Consider the following 18559-nt stretch of genomic DNA (forward strand, 5'->3'; position numbering starts at 1 on the left):
CTTCCAACAAGCTTATCCCCCGAAACGCCGCTTGCTGCGGCATGAACTACGCTCCCCGCGAATTCAGTCACGAACCGCCCGATTGCGAACACACCAAGGCCGTTCTCTTCTGTCAGACCTGCGGTCGCGCCGCCGGTATCGACGAGTGGCCCGAACAGACGCACGACGGCCGGACGGTCCGACTCGATTGCCCGGACTGCGGCGAGGTCGTCTGGCGCGGACTGGACGACGAGGCGACCGAAGAACGTCGAGCGCCGACGCCGACGCCCTGAGCCGGCACCGAGCGTCCGAACCGACGACAGCCCTGTTTTACGGAACCATCACTTCGACGCCGACGGTGTCGTAGTCGGTCATCGCGGCCAGCCGCTCGGGAACCTCGTCGAGCGAGACGGTCTTCGTCACGAGCGACCCGGGGTCGACCGCGTCCGACGCGAGCAGCGAGAGCAGGTCGTCCGCGCTCGTCGGCGGCATCCCGCGCGCGCCGAGGAACGACACCTCGTGTCTCGTCATCCAGTCGGTCGGCAGCGACACGTTCCCCTTTTCGGCCTCGGTCGTCAGCCCGACCTGCACGTGCGAGCCCCGCGGCCGGACCGACCGGACCGAGTTCCGGCAGGTCTCCGCGACGCCGAGCGCGTCGAGCGAGACGTGCGCCCCGCCGTCGGTCAGCCCCCGGATGGCTTCGACCGGGTCCTCCGTGGAGCCGTTGACGACGGCGTCCGCACCGAGGTCGGCGGCCGCGTCCAGCGCGGAGTCGCGCACGTCGACGGCGACGACGCGCGCGCCGAGGACGTTCGCCACCTGAATCGCAGAGAGGCCGACGCCGCCACAACCGTGGACGGCGACCCACTGCCCCGCGCGGAGACCGGCGCGGGCGTCGAGGGCGTTGTAGGCGGTCATGAACCGGCAGCCGAGCGCGGCCACGTCGGTCGGCGAGACGCCCTCGGGGAGCCGAATCGCGTTGTAATCGGCGGAGGGGAGATGCACCAAGTCGGCGAACGCGCCCTGCGCGGAGAGTTCGAAGCCGAGGGCGTTGGGGTGGTCGCCCGTGCAGACGTTGCCGTGGCCGGTCCGACAGTAGCCGCACGAACCGCACGCGAGGTTGAACGGCAAGGCGACGCGGTCGCCCTCCGCAATTGTCTCGACGCGCTCGCCGACTTCGACGACGCGGCCCGCGGGCTCGTGACCGAGAATCTGTCCGGACGGAACCGCGTCGTTTGCCCACTCGCCGTGGCCCATCCACGAGTGCCAGTCGCTCCGGCAGATGCCGCAGGCCTCGACCTCGACGACGACGCCGTCGGGGTCGCACGTCGGGTCGGGGACTTCGGTCACGTCGAGCGGTTCACCGTGTTCGCGGAGGACTGCGGCTCTCATACGCGCGGTTCGTCGGGCGGCCCCAAAAAGCTCCGCGTGGCGTCAATCTCGGGCGGCGGGAAGCGGTGGAAACGCGGCGGAATCGCGCGGGGACGCAGCGAACGGTCCCTCAGAAGAAGTCGTCGAGGCCGGACTGCCCGTCGTCGGTCGAGGCGTCGGACTCGTCGCTCTCGGTCGACTCGTCGGCGTCGGCGTCCCGGTCGAGCACGTCGTCGGAGCCGCCACCATCGCCCTCGGCGGCCGCGGCGTCGCCCTCGATGGCCACGTCCTCCATCCCGGCGAACGCGCCGCCGGCGTGTGCTTCGACCAGTTCCTCCCGGAGTTCGCCGGCGTCCTCGACGATGGACTGGACCTTGTTCGTCGTCTCGCCGCTCCCGGTGACGAAAGAGACGTGGGACTCGTCGAACTCGTAGTAGGCGGCCATGGCGACGGTCAGCTCGCGGGGCTTGCAGTGGTGGGTGATAGCCGAGAGGTACGGGAGGACTTCGCGGCGGGCGGTCGCCATGCTGAAGCCGCCCTGTTCCGCGATTTTCCGGACGACGGTGTCGCGGGTCTTGTCGCGGGTCGAGCGGTAGGGTGCGCCGCCGTAGCGCGTCCACCCGCCGCGGGTCCGGTCGCGGGAGGCCGCGACGCCGGCGGCGAGGTTGTCGGTCGCGTAGCGCCAGTAGGAGTAGTTCTGCGTGGCGCGCACGCGGCCGAGCCAGCGGTCGGCGTTGGCGAGGAAGTCGTAGGCGCGGGCGAGTTCGTCGGGTTCGTAGACGAGCGAGACCTTGTCCTCGACCCACTTCGTGAGGTCGTCGGGCGTCTCGTCCACGTCGTAGGCGGTGTAGAGCGCCTCCTGTGCGGACTTTTCCTTGAGGACGGCGTCGAGGAACTCGAACAGGCCGACAGATCGGTCGCGGTCGCCCATGACCACGTCCTCCTCGGTGATTTTCTCGCGGCCCTCGGCGATGGCCTGCAGGTCGTTGACGGCCGACCGCAGGTCGCCGCTGTTCATCTCGGCGATGCGGTCGAGGGCGTCGGACTCGAACGCCAGCCCCTCCTTGCGGCAGATGTCGCGGAGGACGGGGACGATAGAGCGGGCGGACACGTCGCGGAACTCGATTTCCTGACAGGCGTTCCGAAGCCCGCGGCTCATGTCGTAGAACTCGTTTGCGATGAGGACGATGGGCTGGCTCGACGACTTGACGAGCCGGGTGACGGCGCTGGCCCCGCCGCGGTCGTAGTTGCCGTGGATGTTGTCGGCCTCGTCGAGGATGACCAACTGCCGGGTGGACGTGCCCGCGGAGGAACCGGCGAGCGTCGCGTTCTTCGCGGCGCGGCCGGCGAAGCGTTCGATGACGTCGCCGGTCCGCTGGTCCGACGCGTTCAGCTCGACCGTCTCCCAGCCCATGTCGGCGGCGAGCGCGTGGGCCGCGGAGGTCTTTCCGATGCCCGGGCTCCCGTGGACGACGACGGCCTCCCGGTGGTCGTCCCACGTCTTGGCCCACTCCGCGAGGGCGTCGCGGGCCTTGTTGTTGCCGCGGACCTCAGAGAGCGTCGATGGGCGGTACTTCTCCGTCCAATCTACCATTACCGGAAGGAGGACCGAGGCGCGTTTAGTGGTTGCGGAGCGCCGCGCGCCGGTCGGACGCGGACTCACCACGCCGCCCGCCGCGCCCGGTTCCGGGCGTCGACGAGCGACCACCCGAGCGCCGCGAGCGTGGTGAGACAGACGACGAACAGCGCCACGACGACGCCGACTCGTCCGACACCGGCGTAGTAGCCGGCGCTGTCGATGACGCCGGCGAACAGCAGACCGAAGGCGACGAGGCTGAGCGGCCGCGCCCACAGCTGGCTCCGAACGAGTCCGACGCCCGTCGCCAGAAGCGACACGCCGGTCAGCCCGCCCAACACGAGCGACGCGAACAGCGCGAACGGGTCGGTCCGCGGTTCCATGACGGGTCCGCGCTCGACGGTCAACACCCAGATAGCGAGCGTCACGGCTCCCATGACGAGCGCGTAGCCGCCGACCGTTCGCTCCCAGTCCATAGCGACTCCCTTCTGTCAGACGCGCTCCGGCCACAAATACGCATCTCCGCGTTCTCGCGCGGGAGAACGTGTGTGCGACCGGAACGTGTTCGAATCCGACTGCTCCGCTGGTCGCGACCGCTCGCCGGACACTGTCCCGTGCCGACACGTGTCAATGTTCAGAAAACTTATTAGCGCCCTCCGAGTGGACTCCGTTCCATGTTTCCCGACGAAATCGTGACCCCGCGGCTCAGGCTCCGCGCCCTGTCGCGGGAGGTCGTCGACCCGTTGGACGCGTACGAGCACTTCGCCGCCTCGCGGTCGGACACCATCGAAGAGGAGACCGAGTTCGTCACGTGGGGTCCCCACGAGACGCCCAAGGAGACGCTGGATTTCCTCGAACAGGCCGAAGAGGGCCACGAGTCCGCCGAAAACGCCATCTACGCCGTCTTCCCGCGCGACGGCGAGGACGGCGCGGGCGAGTTCGCGGGCACCGCCGGCTTCAACCCCGAGTGGGACAAGCGCCGGGCCGTCTTCGGCATGTGGCTCCGAAAGGAGTTCTGGGGCCGCGGCTACTCGGGCGAGCGCGCGGCCGCGTTCTTCGCCGCCGTCTTCGACGTGCTCGACCTCGAGGTCGCGCTCGCGTACGCCATGCCCGAAAACGAGGCGTCGTGTCGAGCCATCGAGAAGTACACCGACCGCTTCGGCGGGCAGGAAGACGGGCTGTTCCCCAACGAAACCGTCGACGCCGACGGGACGCCGCGCGACGTTCGCGGCTGGTCCGTGACCCGCGAACAGTGGGAAGACGCGACGGGCGGCGACTACGACGCCGAGTTCCGCTGGGAGGGTCGCGAGTGAGCGAGCTCTTTCCCGAAGTCGTCGAGACGCCGCGGCTCCGACTGGTCGCCCGCCGCCCGAAGCACGTCGGCGTCCACGAGGCCTACGACCTGTGTTCGGCCCCCGAGATGGACGACGTGACCCGGTACATGCCGTGGTCGCGCCACGAGACGCCGAAGGTGACGAAGGACTTTCTCGACCGCGGGGAGTCGAGTTGGACCGACGCGGAGAGCGCCGACTACGCGATTATCCCGCGCGAGGGCGAGGAAGGTGCGGGCGAGATTGCGGGGTTCGGCGGCCTCCACACCGAGTGGGACCGCCGCGTGGGCGAACTCGGCCTGTGGCTCCGGCCGCGTCACTGGGGCCGCGGTTACTCGGGCGAGCGCGCCGCGGCGCTGGCGGCGCTCGCGTTCGACGCCTTCGACCTCGACGTCGTCTCGGTGTCGCACGTCGCGGACAACGAAAAGTCCCAGCGCGCCATCGAGAAGTACACGGCGGCGCTCGGCGGCGGCCTCGACGGCCGCGAGCGAAACAGCATCGTCATCGACGGCGACCCGGCCGACGAACTCCGCTACAGCGTCTCCCGCGAGGACTGGCTCGACGCGACGGGCGGCGACTACGACGCCGAGTTCCGCTGGGACGTCGACCCCGACGACGTTCGCTGACCCCGACTTATTCTCCGCCGGGGACCGCGCCGGCGACGACGCGGCCGCCCTTCAGGACCGCCGCCGGGTCGTTCAGCACCGTCAGGTCCGACAGCGGGTCGTCGTCGAAGACGAGCAGGTCGGCGTACGCGCCGGGTTCGACGACGCCGCAGTCGTCCAGCCCGACCGCGTCGGCGGCCGTCTCGGTCATCGCCCGGATGGCGTCCAGCGGCTCCATCGCGTGTTGCGCCATGAACTGGACCTCGGAGGCGTTGCCGCCGTGGAAGTTGAACGGCGTGCCCGCGTCGGTGCCGCCCGCGATGCGGACGCCGGCCTCGGCGGCCAGTTTGAACGACTCGATGTGACGCTCGTAGACGGTCTCAGTCTTCGCCACGTCCTCCTTCGTCGCCGCCTCGGTGTTGCGGACGATGTGGTACGGCGCGGAGAGCGTCGGCACGAGCGTCGCGTCGCGCTCCAAGAACAGGTCGATGGCCTCGTCGTCGAGGAACGTCCCGTGTTCGACCGTGTCGACGCCGGCCCGGATGGCCGCTTTCACGCCCTCCCCGCCGTGGGCGTGGGTCGCGGTGTGGACACCCCGCCGGTGGGCCTCGTCCACGAGCGCGTGGAGCTCCTCCTCGGTGAACGCCACCGCGCCGGGGTCGCTGCCGGGCGTCGTCACCCCGCCGGTCGTCATGAACTTGATGAAGTCGGCACCCAGTTTCACCTGCTCTCTGACGGCCTTTCGGGCCTCGGTCGCCCCGTCTATCTCGCGGCCCATGTGGTGGCCGTGGCCGCCGGTAATCGTTATCGACCGGCAGTTGGCGACCGTCCGCGGACCGGGCACGTCCCCGGCGTCGATGGCGCGTTTCAGCGCCACGTCGATGTCTCGCGCGCCCATCACGCGAGCGCCCGTGACGCCCGCTTCGAGCGTCTTCCGAGCGTTTCGCGCCTCGACCAGCGTGAGTTCGGCGTCGGACATGCCGACCACGTCCTCGACGCTCCGCTCGCCCGACAAGGAGAAGTGGACGTGCGCGTCCACCAGTCCGGGGGTGACCGTCTTCCCGGCGAGGTCGACGACTCGCTCGTCCCCGCGGGGGTCGAGGTCGCCGACGGCCTCGATTCGCCCCGTCTCGGCGTCGGTTCGAACGTCCGCCTCGTCGATGACGCGGTCGCCGCGAATCACCCGTGGGCCCCGAAGTAACATGCCCGTCGCTATCGCACGGTGAGACTTGAACGTGACCCTCCGGTATTCGATGGCCGTCGGGCGGTCGCTGGACGCGTCGCCGCCATCACGTATCGGCATCGCGTACCGCGAGAGGCCCTCTCACGGCGGCCACGAGACATTTACGGGAGAACGACAATCGCTTCCGACACGATGTCAACGACACCTGAATCGACCCGCGGTTCCACACCATCGACGCTTCGGTCGGTCGGCAGCGGCGGCGTCGCCGGTCTCGGGGCGGCCCTCTTCGGCTACCTCGTGACCTACCTCCTCACCTCCTCGACCATCGAGAACTCGACGGCCAGCCAGGTGCTCGAAGCCCTCGGCTCCGACATCTCGACGTGGAAGGTCGTCGGCTGGGTGTTCATGAGCGCCCACGGCGTGACCACGACGTTCCCCGGGCTGTTCGGGACGACCTCCTCCGCGAACCTCATCGAGAGCGTCGAGGCGTTCTCGCCGGTGCTCTACGTCGCGCCCGTGGTCGCGCTCCTCGCGGCGGGCGCGCTCGCGGCCGTCGTCAGCGGCGCGTCCTCGACGCGGGCGGGCGCGCTGGCCGGCGCGGGAACCACCGTCGGCTACCTCGTCTTCGCGCTCGCTGGTATCGCGCTTTTCACCGTCACCGTCGGCGACGCGGCCGTCAGCCCCGACCCGGTCACGTCCGCGCTCCTCGCGGGCGTCGCGTACCCCGCGGTTCTCGGCACCGTCGGCGGCCTCGCGGCCACGGCGCTCCGGTAGTCGCGCCTGCCCGAGCGCTCGAATCTCCGTTCTCCGCTCCTCGCGTTCTTCGACTCAGAGGTCGCGAGCGACGAGTTCGCCCCAGTGGTCGAAGCCGTAGCGGTCGTAGAACGCCCGCGCCCGGTCGTTCGCCTCGTCCACGTCGAGGACGATTCGGTCCAACGGGAGGTCCTGCGAGCGCGCGTGGTCCAGTACGGCCTCCATGAGTTCGTCGGCGACGCCCGTGCCGCGGTAGTCGGCGTCGAGGAACAGCTCGTTGAGGACGGCGGCGTCCCAGATGAACGTCATCTCCTCGGGGAGCGCGAAGGCGTAGCCCACGAGAGTCGCGTCGTCGCCGCGGTCGTCGTCGCCGTCATCGCCGTCGCTCTCGACGCCGCCATCACCGTCCCCGTCGCCCGACACCGCCTCCGCGACGACGACGCACCCGGGGTCGTCGCTCGCGCAGCGCTCGACCCACGAGAGGTAGCGCTCGCGGTAGTCGTCGGTGAGCTTCGCCTCGTAGGTGGTGAGCTTGTCGTCGCCGCCGGTTCCCTCGCCGATGCCGAGTTCGAACCCGCGTTTCAGTTCCCAGAACGCGGCCGCGTCGCCCGGTTCGTAGGGTCGCACCTCGACGCCGTCGGGTGTCTCGCTCATGGACGCGGATGCGTCGCCATCGGTTATGAACGCTCGGAGTCGCGAGCCGCGGCCGCTCCCCCGTCCCGTTCCGACGACTCACTCCGTCCGCCCGCGCAGGCGCTCCGAGAGGAGCCGACCGCCGACCACGCCCGCACCGAGGACGATGAGCATCAACTCCGTCCCCGACGAGGCCAGCGGAGCGACCCGCTCGACGTTCTCGGGTTCCGCGCCCGGCGAGGGGTCGACGACGGTGCTGTAGTGGAGCGTCTCCGTCGTCGGCGGTGGCGACGCCGACGCCGGCCGTAGCTCGACGAACGTCTGGACGAACCCGCGCGTGCTCGACCACTCGGCGCGCCCGCTAATCGAGTAGAACGCGTCGTGCAGCGGGTAGAAGGCGTTGACGCCGTTTGTGAACAGGTCGGGGAAGATACCCCCACAGAGGAGCGCGGCGATGCCGACCCACGAGACCACGACGCCGCGAGCGCCCCACCGACCGCGAATCGCGGAGCGCTCGGGGTCACGAACCCGCGTGTCGTAGGCCACGACGGCGGCGAGGGCGAGCGGAAACAAGAGCGTGTGAAACAGCGCGCGGTGGCTGCCGGGCAGGAGCGTGCTGGTGAACGAGTCGAGGTCGGGGACCGCGGCGGCGGCGAGCGCGACGCCGACCGAGCGGGCGTCGAACCAGCGACCGAGGAGGGCGGCACCGACGAGTCCGCCGACCGCGACGTGGACGAGGGTCGATGGCATACCGCGTAGTGGTCGGGCGACGACCTTCAGGGTTCCCACGGGGTTCGTCAGGCGACGACTACCACTTTCGACACCCTTTTGCGGGACACTCACGCACGTTGTCCCATGACTCACTCCTCGGTTGGACCGAGGTGTTCGCGATGACCGCGGCACCGCGCGACGACCTCGCCCGCCGCATCGCGGGCGAGATTACCCTCTCGGACGACCCCGGCGCGACGCTCCGGAAGTGGCGGACCGACTTCGACATCTCCCAGACGGCGCTCGCCGAGCAGTTGGACGTGTCGTCGTCGGTCGTCTCCGACTACGAGAGCGGTCGCCGCGAGAGCCCCGGCATCGGCGTCATCCGCCGGATGGTCGAGGCGCTTCTCGACATCGACGAGGCCCGCGGCGGCAGTCGCATCCGGCAGTACGCCCGCGTCCTCTCGGCCGGCTTCGAGAGCGACATCGTCCAGGACCTCCGGGAGTACCCCACGTCGATTCCGCTGGACAGCTTCTACGACGCCATCGGCGCGACGCCCATCGTCGACGGCGACCAAGACCGCATCAGCGGCCACACCGTCATCAACAGTATCCAGGCCATCACGCGACTCTCCTCGGAGGAGTTCTACCGGCTCTACGGCCAGTCGACGAGTCGGGCGCTCGTCTTCACCGGCGTCACCCGCGGCGAGTCGCCGCTCGTCGCCATGCGCGTCGTCACGCCGACGCCGAACGCCGTCGTCCTCCACGGCCTCTCGGAGGACGAACTCTGGGAGCACGCGCCCGCGCTCGCCACTATCGACGGCTTCGCGCTCGCCGTGACCGACCGCGACCTAGACGAGATGCTCGAAGACCTGCGGAAGCTTCCCTGAGTCCGCCGTCGCAACTCGATTTTCCCGTTCTCTCCGATTCGATTCGAATTTCCAGAGTGTCCGTCCGAGGGCGAAAAAAGCCGAAGGGCGGCCGCGACGATGTCACTCCATGGATATTCGCGACCTCCAATCGCACCTCGAAACGGCGTTCGAATACCCCGTTGCGACCGACCGCGTACTCGAACGCGTCGGCGACATCGAAGTGACCGCGCCGAACGTCGACGACGCGGAGACCGTCGAGGCCATCCTCGACCCCCTCGGAGCCGAGACCTACGAATCGGCCGCCGACCTGTACAACACGATACTCGGAAGCGTGAGCGACGACTACATCGGCAGAAAGTTCTACGACGACCGGGGCGCGGACCCCGCTGACTCGTGGTCGATACTCCCCGAACAGGCGCGGTCGTTCTAACGACCTGCGCTTCGTCTCCGCACTCGCTTCGCTCGTGTGGTCGGTCCCCGCTACTCCACGTATTCGTAGCGGCGCTCGTTCATCCGACCCCAGCCCGTGAAGACGAACTCGGCTTCGGGTTGGGTGAACTCCTCGACCTCGATCTCCTTTTCGTGGTTGTGCACGTCGTGGATGAGCTCGTAGTCGTCGAAGGAGATCTCGGTTCGGGCCGCGAGCTGGTCGTCCACGTCCACGGCCTCGATTTCGTCGAGCCACGTCTCTTGGACCGTCTCGGCGTGAATCTCGGCCTGCGCGCCGGAGCCGTACGACCCGACGAGAAGCTGCTTGCCGGTCATGTCTTTCCCCTCGTCGGCGGCGGCGATGAGCGCCGACAGTCGGGCGATGTGGACCGAGCCGGTGTACCAGTTGCCGACGCGGCTGGAGATGTCGAGCGTCGGCTCGATGACGCGGCCGTACCAGTCGCGGTACTGTTCGGTCGTCTTCAGTTCGTCCATGTAGCCGCGGATGGCCTCCTCGTAGTCGTCCCACGTCTCGAAGTCCTCCTCGCGGGGCTGGCGGCCGATTTCGGCTTCGAGGTCGTCTTCGATGTCGGTGTCGCGGGTCATGTGACGGAACCCGAGGAGCGCCGCCTTCCGAACCATGCCGGGGAACGGCGTGTGGAACGGGATGTACTCGAAGAGGTCCGGGTGCGTGCGGCCCGCGACGCTCTCGTAGTCTTCGAGCGCCTCGCGCATGCGGGCGAGGTACACCTGCATGGAGCGCTTGCCGTCCACGGAGGGGAACTGCTGATTCGGCTTGAGGAAGTCGGTCTCGTCCATACTGCCGTAACCCTGCTCCGTCGAGAGTTCGACGAGGTCCGGGTCCTCGTCGATGAGCATCGCCACCGCGCCCGCGCCCTGCGTCGCCTCGCCGGGGTCGCCGCGCTCGTAGAGGGCGGTGTCGGTGGCGATGACGAGCGCCGCGCGCCCGCGGTTGCGTCCCGCCTTAATCCAGTTGTAGGCGTCGTCGAGGCTCTGGGTGCCGGCGATACAGGCGAACTTGCGCTCGCCCTTGTTCGCGTGGCGGAAGTCGCCGTCGTACACCTGTTCGAGACAGCCGGCGATGTACGTCGACACCGGCTTGGAGTTGTCGAACGCCGACTCGGTCGCCACGTCGATGCGGCCGATATCCGCGGGCGTGAGCCCCTTTCGGTCCATCAGTTGCTTGGCGGCGTTCGCACCCATCGTGACGATGTCCTCGTACACGTCCGGGAACGACGACGTGTGGAGACCGAGGCCCTTCGTGTACTTCTCCGGGTCTTCGCCCTTCACCGGCGCGAAGGTGTTGGGGAGGTCTAACACGAGTTTGCCCGTCCAAATCTCCATGGCGTCGATGCCGACGGAAGTCATGGTCGATGCTACAGAACCGAGGGATAAGGTTTTGTCGATGGTGAGTTACGTCGGTTGTCGAAGAATAGGCGACGAGCGGTCAGGCGTTCTTGTCGCCCGCGATATCCGAGAGGACGTATCGGTCGACCACGATACCGTCGTCGTCCACGACGCGGACCTCGATGTCGTAGGTGTTCCCGGTCCCGTAGGTTTCGGTGTATTCGAGGTTGTTCTCGCTCGTCGCGGCACTTCGGACGACTCCGCTGGCCTGCGGTTGCTGGCGGTTGCGGAAGTACACCTCAACTTCGGCGAACTCGCTCGTCTCGACCACTTCGTAGTCGACCCGGTAGCGAACCTGATTCTGATTCGTATTCGACTTGTCCGACACCGACACCGAGTCGAGCGCGGGGCTTCCCGCGCGGGAGAGGCCGTCGTTTCCGGATGGGTCGGTCCAGTCCGCGTCATCGGTCACGATGCGCTCGTCGACGACGACGCCGTCGGCGTCGAGCAACTGAAGCCGGATGTGGTAGGTCATCCCGAAAGTCCCGCCGTTGTCCTCGGCGGCGAAGTCCTCGATGGTGTGCCGCGGGTCCGGGCTCTCGTAGATTCCCTCGGCGTACGACGCGTCCACGTTCGAAACCCACAGCCTGACGCGGCCGAACTCCGCCCAGTCGGTGACGTTGTACGAGGCCTCGTAGTCGGCCTGCGTCATGCTCAGGTCGTCGATGATGGTCCCCGCGAACGACGGGCTGGACGCCCGCGTCAGGTCGTCGTTGCCGGCGGGGTCGACGCCGTCAGCCACGTCCGAGATGACCCGGCGGTCGACGAGTACGCCGTCCTCGTCGAAGACGCGGATGACTGCCTCGTAGTCGTCGCCTTCGGTCCCGTCGTACGCCGAGTAGCCCGCGATGGTCCCGCGGGGTGCGGTCCCGCTGAGTTCCGCGGTCGCCGAGGGCGCGTCGAGATTGTCGAACTCGACGCGAATCTCCGAGAGGTTCGAGGCGTTCGTGACGTTGTAGTTCAGTTCGTACGCCGCACCCTCCTGCGTCAGGTCGATGAGCGCGGCACCGCGAATCTTTGGGTCGTTCGACTCGGGGAGCCCCGTGTTCGCGTCGGGGTTGTCGCCGTCGGCAACGTCCGAGATGGTTCGCGAGTCGAGAACGTTGCCGCCTGCGTCCAGCGCCGCTACCGTGATTCGGTAGCGGTCGCCGACGCCAGCCCCGATGTCGTAGGTCGCAAAGCCTCGGGCGTTCGTCTCAGTGACCGTCTGGGTCGCCCACGACGAATCGAGGTTCTCGAAGGTCACGCGGACGCGGTCGAAGTCCGGACCCGCGGCCACGTCGTAGTCCACGCGGTAGCCGGCACCGCCGGAGTCGGTCGTCCGGTCTTCCACGTGCACCCCGTTGATAGCGGTCGATTCCGGGGGTGTCGAAGTGGTCGTGGCCGTGGTCGTCGTTGCGGTCGTCGAAGTTGTCGTCGCCGTGGACGTGGTGGTCGCTTGCGGACTCGTCGTCGTCGGTCGCGGCGTCGGCGCGGGACCTGGGGTCTCCGTGACCGCGCCGAGCGTCCGCTCCGCGCGGTGGATGACGGTGTTACTCGGTTCGTGGACGACCAACACGAGGTACGGGTCGCTCCCGTCGAATCCGACAGGGGCGGCCGGCCGCCAGCTGTCTCCGGGGCCGAACAGCGACTCCGTCGTCGCCGCTCGCCCGTTGATGTCACCGTCAGTCCCGAGCGAGTACCGGGTCGTCGTGTCCTCGCTTCGGGTGATGACGGCCACGTCGCCGGCACGGAGGGTGTCGCCGGCGCGGTGCGCGAGCGTCAGGTTCGACTCGTCGACGGTCACGTCGAGTTCCACTAACGGAGCGTCGTCTCGGTAATCGTCGACAGCGGCGAGCGCGGCGACGCCCCCGACCGTGACGACCACCACGACGAGTCCTAACAGGAGGACCATCCCGACCGTCTCGCTCTGTGCGCGCGAAGCGACCTGCACGACTGAACGCAGGCGGGTGCGACATAAAAACGTACGCGGCAACAGACCTTTATCAGTCCGACCAGTTGACCACCCCAATGGAACTCCTCGACAGCGAACGGGGGCAGGCGGTTCAGGTCGGCGCTATTCTCCTGTTCGGCTTCCTCGTCATCGGCCTGTCGCTCTACCAGGCGACGGTCGTTCCCCAGCAGACGAAAGCGACGGAGTTCGGGGCCTATCTGGACGCCTCGGACGACCTCGTGTCGCTCCACAACGACGTGCTCGCGACCGCGACGAGGGGAGTGCAGTCGGGGGTCACGGTTCAAACGGGCGTCCAGTACCGCCCGCGCGTCGTCTTCATCAACCCCGGCCCGCCGACGGGGAGCCTCGCGCTCACGGACTCGCGGGACGTCACTATCGCCGGTGTCGATGCCGTCGACGGCGAGCCCGAGGCCGTCCGGACGCTCTGGGACGGCGGGGCCCGCACCTACGAGAGCAAGGTCCTACGCTACTCACCGAGCTACAACGAGTTCGATGGCACGCCAATTACCGTCTCCGGCGCGTCGGTCCAGCGCGAGGCCGGTGCGAACGTGGTCCCGCTCGGCGGACAGACGCTCGTCTCGGGGAACCGAATCACCGTCGTCTCCGTCGACGGACGAATCGGCCAGACGGCGGCCCGAACCCCGCTGACCGTCGCGCCCATCTCGTCGGCCGCGCGGACGGTGACCGTGACGAACGAGTCCGACGAGGACATCAGTCTAACTGTCCCGGTGGGGTCGAACGCGACGGCGTGGAGTCGGTCTCCGACCGCCGACCGGTTGCTGGAGAACGTCCGGGTGAAAGCCGTCTCCGACCTCGGCGACGGCGCGGACCCGACGAACAGCCTCGTCCGCGTCACCCTGAACGGCTCGTACACCTACGAACTCCGGCTCGCAAAGGTCGAGCTGTCGTCCTCGTCGGCCGCGTCGACGGTCGCCAGTCCCGACGGACAGTACCTCGTCCCGGTCACGACGGGAGCCTCCGCCGCGCCCGGCGAGTCGACCGGAGTCGTCGTCGAGGCTCGCGACGGCTACAACAACCCTGTCGAGGGCGAGCGTATCGACTTCACCGTTACCGAAGGCGACGCGTCACCGACGAGTCGGACCATCACAACGACCGACGATGGCCGCGCTGGGTTCGCGTTCACGCCCGCCGGCGACGCGGATGGACCGATAACCGTCCGGGCGTCGGGCGACCTCGACGGCGACGGGACGGTCGAGGCGATCGAGCAGACGACCTACACCGTCCCGCTGGTCAACGGGAGCGGCGGTGGCGGCGGCACGGGCGCGGGAGACGACGGGTCGACGGGAGAGATTAATCCTCCGAACGACTACGAGGGCGACGTGGTTCTGGAGGGCGCGAGCGAGGTCGGCCCGAGCAACGAGGTCGAAATTCGACTCAACAACACCGGAGATACGCGGACAATCACCAGTTTCCGGGTCTCGTTCCACTACCCCGATAGCAACAACAAGTTCGCCAGCGGCGTCGAATTCAACGGGTCACCTGAGCAACCTATCGGGGGACAGCAGTACACGCTCGGGTCGAACGCCGTCACCCTTCAGGGCAATCAGACGACCCCGGTCTCGGTGACGTTCGCCCCAAGCGGCGTGAACGCGAACGGCGACTTCTTCATCCTCACCGTCCAGTTCGACGACGGCGAGTTCGCGACGTACTTCGTCGCGGTCCCGTAGCCGGGGCTCGCCGTCGGAAAACGGTCGGAGCGGGTCCGGGAGATTCCGGCGCTCTCAGCGGACGAAAAGCGAGACGAAAAGCAGCGCGAGAGAGGCCGAGTTCAGTCTTCTTCTTCGACGACTTCGGGCTCCGAGAGGCCGCTCTGGAGGCTGTCGAGGCCGTTGACCCACTCGGTAACGAGTCCGAATTCGAGTTCGTCGAGAACCTCGATGTCGAGGTCGTCGCCGTCGATGACGCGGGTGCCGACCTGGACGATGTAGCCGAGCGCGCTGTCGAGGTCGTCGGCGGCCTCGGCGTCCGCGGCGGCGCGGATGTAGGCGTCCATGTCGTCTTCGAGTTCCGCGGGGCCGGCGACGATGAACTCCTCGGCGGCGAAGAAGGCACACGAGAGGCTCGTCTGGACGCTCCCGATGAGGATTTCGGCCTCCTCGTTCTCCGACTCGAACTCGGGTTCGGCCATGACGATGTCGTGGACGGTCGAGAGCTCGTCGAGCGCCTCTTCTTCGCCCAGCGTGTCGTCGTCGTAGGCGGTCAGAATCTTGGCGATGGCGATGGCCGCGTCGTTCTGGATGTTCATCAGAAGACGGCCGGTCTCCTCGCTTTCGAGGTCCAGGTCCTCTTCTTCGACGCGCGTCAACCAGTTCTGCCAGCGTTCCGGCGAGTAGTATCGTTCCTCGGCCTCGGTCATACCTACAACCTCCCGTGCCGGACTCAAATGCCTTTCTTATCCTGCTTGTGACCGTGCGAGGGCTCGACGTGGGAGAAGACGGCGCAATTCGACTCGTGCGCCGGTCTCGGCGGCCGTTCCGCGCTCCGCCCGACAGTCCCTATCGGTCGAGCGTCGCTTCGGTGTCGACGCCGTAGACCAGCGCGGGCGTCTCGACGTGAGCGTTCCTGATGGCGTCCTCGCGCCCCTCGTCGAGAAGCCAACCGACGCGCCGGGGGACGGTCTTCGGCCCCATCACCGCGCCGGGGCGGTCGGGGTCGTCGATGAAGTCGGTCTCCATGAGGAACGGGTCGCCCCGCTCGGCGGCGTCTTCGAGGCGGTCCTTGTCGCTCATGACGCTCGGCGTGCCGCCGGTCAGGTGGCCCTGCGCGTAGTGTTTGACCACGCGCTCTCCGGGGACGCCGCGCTCGTCGGCCCACTCGGCTACGTCCGAGAGGTCGGTCGTCGACTCCGTGTGGAGTTGGAGCGCGCAGTCGCAGTCCGCGGCGAGGTCGAGGCCGTGTCTGAGGACGGCGTTCGAGGCCTCCCAGACGGCGTCGGTGACCTCGTAGTGCGGGCGGCCGGACTTGAGCGCGAGCGCGTCGCCCTCGCGGACGAACTCGGCGGCGGTGTCGAGGCCGGCGCACATCAGGTCGCGGGCGGCCTCGGGGTCGTAGCCGCGGTCGTCGACGAGCTTCGAGACGAGACCGGGGTGGACGCCGAGGACGGGCCACGCGCGTCCGGGAAGTAGCTCGGAGGCCTCGCGGACGACTTCGACCGTCGTCTCGAAGACCGGGCGGAAGTCCTCGCCCGTCTCGACCTCGTGGCCGAGGAGCCACGAGGGCTTGTTGACGACGAGGAGGTGCGTGCCGCCGCTCCGGGCGAAATCCTTCACCGCCTCCAGCCCGCGACCGTGGTCCGGGTCGAGGTGGAGGTGGTTGTCCACGACCGGCGTGTCGAACTCCTGCATGGACGACTGGTCGGTCGGGGGAGGAAAAAGCGAACCGTTCGCGGTCGGTCGTGTCGAATTGAGTCAGGCGCAGTCGGATCGTATCGGGGTCGACCGGGTCGTCGCCCGACTCAGTCGCCGTCCTCTGCGAGTTCGTCGAGCGTCATCGCGTGGGTCGCCGCGTTCTGGAGCGCGTCCGAGCGGCCGTAGCTCCCGGGCGCGATGGCGACCGTCCGCAGGCCGTAGGCGTTGGCCGTCTCCAAGGCGGGCTTGAAGTCGGTGTCCCGCGAGGCGACCGCGATGACGTCGGCGCGGTCCTCGACGGCGTACCGGGTGAGGTCGACCGCGAGCTTCACGTCCACGTCGCCGCTCGTGACGACGACCTCGAAGCCGCGCGCCTCGGCCGCCTGAATCAGCCCCGGCGTGGCGTGTTCGTCGAGGTAGAGCCGCGCCGCGCTCACCTGTCCGCCGAGGGAGCGAGCCGCCGCCCGGATGTCGTCTAAGTCCACGTCGAACTCGTCGCGGAGGACGTTCGGCCCGTCCACGAAGAGCGCCACTCGGCCCGACGGGAGCCCGTCGGGACCGACCAACCGCCGCAGGAGGTCCATACACCACCTCGCCCGGTTTCGGGTTTATAAATTTCGAGGGAGGGTCGACCGAAGCAGGAACGACGATTCGGGAATCTGTCGAGGATTTATTTTGGTTTACGGATTCGTTCCGAATCCCCTTTGAAGAACAGGCTGAAATTGAAATTTCAGTCAAGCTAACAAATATTGCCACGGTCTCCCGAGTCATGTGTGCCCATGGCAGGCACACCGAACTTCGACAGACGAACCTTCCTGAAGCTCGCCGCGGCCGCCGGGTTGACCGGCGCGGCAGGCGTGACCACCGCGACGCCCGGTCGGTCCCCCGGGCCGAAGAAAGAAGAGATTCTCGTCGGCGTCTCGAAGACGGCCGACAGTCCGCGCAAGGCCGTGGAAAAGCACGTCCCCGGCAACGCGACGGTCGTCCACGAGAACAAGACCCTCAGTTACGTGGCGGTCAAGTTCCCGTCGGTCGCCGCCGACCGCGCCCGCGAGAACTTCATCTCGGCGGTCACGAAGCGCGACGAGGTGAAGTACGCGGAGAAGAACGTCACCCACCAGGCGCTCTACACGACGAACGACCCGCAGTACGGCAGTCAGTACGCGCCCCAGCAGGTGAACGCCGACACCGCGTGGGACACCACGCTCGGCAGCGCCGACGTGACCGTCGCCGTGGTCGACCAGGGAGTCAAGTACGACCACCCCGACCTCTCGGCGCAGTTCGGCTCCGACAAGGGCCAGGACTTCGTCGACGCCGACGGCGACCCGTATCCGGACGTGCTCGCCGACGAGTACCACGGAACCCACGTCGCCGGCATCGCCGCCGGCACCACCGACAACAGCGAGGGCATCGGCGGTATCAGCGACTCCTCGCTCCTCTCGGGGCGGGCGCTCTCCGAGTCCGGCAGCGGCTCGACGAGCGACATCGCCGACGCCATCGAGTGGGCCGCGGACCAGGGCGCGGACGTCATCAACCTCTCGCTCGGCGGGGGCGGTTACACGTCCACGATGAAGAACGCCGTGTCGTACGCGACCCAGCAGGGGAGCCTCGTCGTCGCCGCCGCCGGCAACGACGGGAGCGGGAGCGTGTCGTACCCCGCCGCCTACAGCGAGTGCGTCGCCGTCTCCGCGCTCGACCCCGACGAGACGCTGGCGTCGTACTCGAACTACGGCACCGACATCGACCTCGCCGCGCCGGGGACGAACGTCCTCTCGTGTTGGACGACCGATACCGAGTACAAGGAGATCTCCGGCACGTCGATGGCGACGCCGGTGGTCTCGGGGGTCGCCGGGCTCACGCTCGCCGTCTACGACCTCTCGCCGGCCGACCTGCGGAGCCAGCTCAAGAACACCGCGGTCGACGTCGGCCTCTCCGAGAACGAACAGGGAGCGGGCCGCGTCGACGCCGCGAACGCCGTCACGACCGAGCCGGGAAGCGGCGGCGGCGGTGGCGGCGGTGGCGGCGACTCGACCACCTCGACCATCGACGACTCGCTGTCGTCGTCGGCCGACTCCGACTGCTGGAGCTACGCGTGGGAGTACGGCTCGCCGTCGCAGGTCGTCGTCGACCTCAGCGGGCCGTCGAGCGCCGACTTCGACCTCTACGTCAACGAGGGCTCGGGGACGTGCCCCACGACCGGGTCGTACGACTACCGCTCGTGGACCACGGACAGCGAAGAGCAGATCGTCATCGACGACCCCGACACGTCGGCCGACCTCTCGGTGCTGGTCGACAGCTACTCCGGCGGCGGCAGCTACACCGTGACCGTCACGGAAAAGGAGTAACCGCGACCGCCGACTCGGTGGCGG

Annotated in this window: 19 protein-coding genes; 8 read left to right on the forward strand and 11 right to left on the reverse strand. The window is 68.3% G+C overall.

Going from position 1 to position 18559, the window contains the following annotated elements; translation table 11 throughout:
* The first annotated feature begins 41 nt into the window (after positions 1 to 41).
* Positions 42 to 272, forward strand: coding sequence for a hypothetical protein (locus tag C5C07_RS11590; RefSeq protein WP_004975210.1), 231 nt, complete (start codon positions 42 to 44; stop codon positions 270 to 272).
* 37 nt (positions 273 to 309) lie between these two features.
* Here the strand turns inward: C5C07_RS11590 and C5C07_RS11595 are convergent, their stop codons facing one another.
* The 3 genes from C5C07_RS11595 to C5C07_RS11605 form a co-directional block, all read right to left on the reverse strand.
* Entirely contained in the window at positions 310 to 1371 is a 1062-nt protein-coding gene (locus tag C5C07_RS11595; RefSeq protein WP_004975212.1) for a zinc-binding dehydrogenase, read from the reverse strand.
* 109 nt (positions 1372 to 1480) lie between these two features.
* Positions 1481 to 2944 carry a replication factor C large subunit gene (locus C5C07_RS11600; protein WP_115805110.1) on the reverse strand — a complete coding sequence of 488 codons (1464 nt, stop codon included), beginning with the start codon at positions 2942 to 2944 and terminating at the stop codon, positions 1481 to 1483.
* 65 nt (positions 2945 to 3009) lie between these two features.
* The gene (locus C5C07_RS11605) at positions 3010 to 3402 is read right to left on the reverse strand and encodes a hypothetical protein (protein WP_004975218.1); all 393 of its coding nucleotides are present in this window, start codon (positions 3400 to 3402) and stop codon (positions 3010 to 3012) included.
* A gap of 198 nt (positions 3403 to 3600) precedes the next feature.
* On the opposite strand from C5C07_RS11605, the gene C5C07_RS11610 reads away from it, so the two are divergent.
* Both C5C07_RS11610 and C5C07_RS11615 read left to right on the forward strand, forming a co-directional pair.
* On the forward strand, positions 3601 to 4239 hold the full coding sequence (locus C5C07_RS11610) for a GNAT family N-acetyltransferase (protein WP_115805111.1): 639 nt from the start codon (positions 3601 to 3603) through the stop codon (positions 4237 to 4239).
* Positions 4236 to 4883, forward strand: a complete 648-nt coding sequence (locus C5C07_RS11615; protein WP_004975221.1) for a GNAT family N-acetyltransferase — start codon at positions 4236 to 4238, stop codon at positions 4881 to 4883. The genes C5C07_RS11610 and C5C07_RS11615 overlap by 4 nt, the downstream gene beginning before the upstream one ends.
* 7 nt (positions 4884 to 4890) lie before the next feature.
* Here the strand turns inward: C5C07_RS11615 and C5C07_RS11620 are convergent, their stop codons facing one another.
* On the reverse strand, positions 4891 to 6066 hold the full coding sequence (locus tag C5C07_RS11620) for an amidohydrolase family protein (RefSeq protein ID WP_115805112.1): 1176 nt from the start codon (positions 6064 to 6066) through the stop codon (positions 4891 to 4893).
* Between the two features lie 171 nt (positions 6067 to 6237).
* Here C5C07_RS11620 and C5C07_RS11625 point away from each other — a divergent pair, with 171 nt between their 5' ends.
* Entirely contained in the window at positions 6238 to 6819 is a 582-nt protein-coding gene (locus C5C07_RS11625; protein WP_004975225.1) for a hypothetical protein, read from the forward strand.
* A 54-nt stretch (positions 6820 to 6873) separates the two neighbouring features.
* Here the strand turns inward: C5C07_RS11625 and C5C07_RS11630 are convergent, their stop codons facing one another.
* Positions 6874 to 7452: a GNAT family N-acetyltransferase gene (locus C5C07_RS11630; protein ID WP_115805113.1), complete on the reverse strand. Its 579-nt coding sequence runs from the start codon at positions 7450 to 7452 to the stop codon at positions 6874 to 6876.
* A 78-nt stretch (positions 7453 to 7530) separates the two neighbouring features.
* A complete protein-coding gene (locus tag C5C07_RS11635; RefSeq protein ID WP_004975228.1) occupies positions 7531 to 8181 on the reverse strand; it encodes a metal-dependent hydrolase in 651 nt (216 codons plus the stop codon).
* Positions 8182 to 8321: 140 nt separating this feature from the next.
* On the opposite strand from C5C07_RS11635, the gene C5C07_RS11640 reads away from it, so the two are divergent.
* Together C5C07_RS11640 and C5C07_RS11645 are read left to right on the forward strand one after the other, a co-directional pair.
* Entirely contained in the window at positions 8322 to 9029 is a 708-nt protein-coding gene (locus tag C5C07_RS11640; protein WP_004975230.1) for a helix-turn-helix domain-containing protein, read from the forward strand.
* A gap of 109 nt (positions 9030 to 9138) precedes the next feature.
* Positions 9139 to 9441, forward strand: coding sequence for a hypothetical protein (locus tag C5C07_RS11645; protein WP_004975234.1), 303 nt, complete (start codon positions 9139 to 9141; stop codon positions 9439 to 9441).
* Positions 9442 to 9491: 50 nt separating this feature from the next.
* Here the strand turns inward: C5C07_RS11645 and hmgB are convergent, their stop codons facing one another.
* Together hmgB and C5C07_RS11655 are read right to left on the reverse strand one after the other, a co-directional pair.
* Positions 9492 to 10829 (reverse strand): hydroxymethylglutaryl-CoA synthase, encoded by a 1338-nt coding sequence (gene hmgB / locus C5C07_RS11650; RefSeq protein WP_004975237.1) that lies wholly within the window; start codon positions 10827 to 10829, stop codon positions 9492 to 9494.
* A 79-nt stretch (positions 10830 to 10908) separates the two neighbouring features.
* Positions 10909 to 12801, reverse strand: coding sequence for a type IV pilin (locus tag C5C07_RS11655; RefSeq protein ID WP_115805114.1), 1893 nt, complete (start codon positions 12799 to 12801; stop codon positions 10909 to 10911).
* 77 nt (positions 12802 to 12878) lie between these two features.
* Here C5C07_RS11655 and C5C07_RS11660 point away from each other — a divergent pair, with 77 nt between their 5' ends.
* Entirely contained in the window at positions 12879 to 14510 is a 1632-nt protein-coding gene (locus tag C5C07_RS11660) for a hypothetical protein (RefSeq protein ID WP_115805115.1), read from the forward strand.
* 101 nt (positions 14511 to 14611) lie between these two features.
* On the opposite strand, the gene C5C07_RS11665 is transcribed toward C5C07_RS11660, so the two are convergent.
* From C5C07_RS11665 to C5C07_RS11675, 3 genes are all read right to left on the reverse strand, one after another.
* Positions 14612 to 15199, reverse strand: a complete 588-nt coding sequence (locus tag C5C07_RS11665) for a DUF2150 family protein (RefSeq protein WP_004975254.1) — start codon at positions 15197 to 15199, stop codon at positions 14612 to 14614.
* Between the two features lie 139 nt (positions 15200 to 15338).
* Positions 15339 to 16187: a TatD family hydrolase gene (locus tag C5C07_RS11670; protein ID WP_115805116.1), complete on the reverse strand. Its 849-nt coding sequence runs from the start codon at positions 16185 to 16187 to the stop codon at positions 15339 to 15341.
* 110 nt (positions 16188 to 16297) lie between these two features.
* Entirely contained in the window at positions 16298 to 16774 is a 477-nt protein-coding gene (locus C5C07_RS11675; protein ID WP_004975259.1) for an NYN domain-containing protein, read from the reverse strand.
* Between the two features lie 195 nt (positions 16775 to 16969).
* On the opposite strand from C5C07_RS11675, the gene C5C07_RS11680 reads away from it, so the two are divergent.
* Positions 16970 to 18535 carry a S8 family peptidase gene (locus C5C07_RS11680; RefSeq protein ID WP_004975265.1) on the forward strand — a complete coding sequence of 522 codons (1566 nt, stop codon included), beginning with the start codon at positions 16970 to 16972 and terminating at the stop codon, positions 18533 to 18535.
* The last annotated feature ends 24 nt before the right edge of the window (positions 18536 to 18559 follow it).

Source organism: Haloferax sp. Atlit-4N (assembly GCF_003383025.1).
Lineage (GTDB): Archaea > Halobacteriota > Halobacteria > Halobacteriales > Haloferacaceae > Haloferax > Haloferax gibbonsii.